The organism is Bartonella sp. AP9QHHD, assembly GCF_042195625.1.
Taxonomy (GTDB): Bacteria; Pseudomonadota; Alphaproteobacteria; order Rhizobiales; family Rhizobiaceae; genus Bartonella.
The window spans coordinates 1-2,185 of record NZ_JBHIOP010000066.1 but is presented as its reverse complement, the minus strand read 5'-3'; the positions used below and the strand labels follow the sequence as shown (position 1 = coordinate 2,185).

Genomic DNA, 2,185 nt, shown 5'->3' with positions numbered 1-2,185 from the left:
TATTTCGAGTAAGAGCATGTTTGATTTTTTTGATTTCACTGGTTAATTCGTATTTTTTGCACATAGAGATACCCTCACAATCTAATGTGATAAACGTTTTCTAAAATTTGAAATGGAAAATTGGATTGGAAAGCAGGCGCCCCCACAACGCCCATGCTTTATTTAAGCAGCGTTATTTTCAATAATCTTTACAACGGTATCGTTTTCATAAACCTCACAATTTATGGGAACCCAATATAAATCACTATCTCTTTTTAATCTTGCAGAGCCATAAACATCAGTATGACAGCCCACGCTAGCATTCCCATAAACCTTGCCATAAATTTTAGCAGCGCCACTAACAACAGCATGATCATAAACTACCGCCTTGCTATGAATACGAGCATTTCCTGATAATTTTGCATTGCCATAAACCCGCGCCTGATGATAAACCCAAGCATTATAAGAAAGATGCGCATTGTCATAAACATGAGCATTTGCATAAACGCGGGCACGGTCACATACATGGGCATTGCCATAAACACTACCCATTATAATAGCATTATTAAAAACCTTGGCATTTTCATAAATATGGGCAGGATTTAAAACAAGAGCATTATCATAGATCCAGCAATTGCCATCATGAGAGAGGTTACTTTCATTTTCAATAAAACCACCCAAGGCACCAGCCTTAACATCGTCAAAATCCCTTAATGCTTGGATGCGATAAAGAGTTTGATTATTAAATACACGTGTCTCATTTGTGAGTGCAAACTTTTTTTGCATAGCACAATTCCTTTATAAATAGATTTGAATTTTAGAATGAAATGTTTAAAGAGGGGCGCCCCCGCCGCGCCCGCGCGTCATTTACACAGTTGTAAAAACAATATCACCAGTGATAACGGGTTCTTTATAATTGCCACCAATTTTGGTATCACCACCAATCTCAGTATAGCCAATTACCTTGGCATTGCCATAGACATGAGCATCACCATGGACCTTGCCATAAATTTTTGCATTGTCATAAATGCGAGCATCATCATAAACCTCAGCATTATCAGAAATTAAAGCATTATTGGAAACCCAAGCACCACCATAAACCTTGCCATAAACCTTGGCATTGTCATAAACGCAGCTCCTATCATAAACATGGGCATAACCAGTCACTATAGCATTCCCATAAACCTTGGCTTCTCTATTGACCATAGCAGCGCCACAAACATGGGCATTATCGCAAACCCTAGCATTATCAAAAACTATAGCATTTTCATAAACATGGGCATTATCATAAACCTGAGAGGTTCCTAAAACACGTGCTTTATCATAAACCTCAGCATTGCCATAAATTCTAGTTTTATCAAGAAACTTGCCATAAATAGTGTCATAAATTTTTGCATTTCCATACACTTTAGCATGTCCAAAAATATCACCATAAACCAATGCGTTCTCATATACTTGCGCATTGCCATAAACCTCAGCTCTAATATGCACGCTAGCATTGCCATAGACCCTTGCATTTTCATAAATTTTTGCAGATCCAGTAATTTTTGCATTATCCGAAACATGGGCATTATCGTAAATACGAGCATCACCATAAACCATGGCATTGCCACCGACCCAACAATCACCATTATGAGCTAAATTTGCAACCTTATGTATAAAGCCGCCTAGATCACCAGCTTTTATATTAGCAAAATCCCTTAAAGCCCGAATGCGATAAAGAGTATAATCACCAACCTCTATTGTCTCTCCTGTAAATTCGTATTTTTTTGCAGGCTCTTGTTGATTAGCAAGCGCAGTTTCATTTGAAATATTAGAGATAACGGGGGTGTTTTTTGAGATATTTGTCATAATTAAAACCTTGATGTTAATATTGTTTTCAATTGACACCTTAAAAAGGCGCCGGGTGTTGAAAACACGGCATCAAGTCCGTCGACATGCCTTCCCCATAGGGTTTTGTATAGCATGACCACACCCGACAAAATTCTCATATATGCTAATCACAGCATAAAAGATAGTCAGTTTTTTGATATGGGAAAGATTGTTTCGTAATCTACCCGCTTGATGTTTAAGTGTTTTCAGCACTTGGTTATTTATATAACAAAATACGTATTTATTGTCAAATAATATTTTATCTTTTTTGATATTTTTTTGTATTTTTTAAATACGTTGTATGTTGATAATATCTTATGCCTATTAATTGCTT

The 2,185-nt window shown here is 36.7% G+C and carries 2 protein-coding genes; both read right to left on the bottom strand.

Going from position 1 to position 2,185, the window contains the following annotated elements; all coding sequences use genetic code 11:
• Positions 1–162 precede the first annotated feature (162 nt).
• Positions 163–765, bottom strand: coding sequence for a hypothetical protein (locus tag ACFIK4_RS05430; protein WP_375675350.1), 603 nt, complete (start codon positions 763–765; stop codon positions 163–165).
• A gap of 81 nt (positions 766–846) precedes the next feature.
• Complete coding sequence (locus tag ACFIK4_RS05425) at positions 847–1,830, bottom strand: hypothetical protein (RefSeq protein ID WP_375675348.1); 984 nt, start codon at positions 1,828–1,830, stop codon at positions 847–849.
• Between the last annotated feature and the right edge of the window lie 355 nt (positions 1,831–2,185).

What these genes read in the sequence shown, in the direction of transcription:
- ACFIK4_RS05425 (WP_375675348.1), bottom strand. Translation starts at nt 1,830, where the DNA reads ATGACAAATATCTCAAAAAACACCCCCGTTATCTCTAATATTTCAAAT.
- ACFIK4_RS05430 (WP_375675350.1), bottom strand. Translation starts at nt 765, where the DNA reads ATGCAAAAAAAGTTTGCACTCACAAATGAGACACGTGTATTTAATAAT.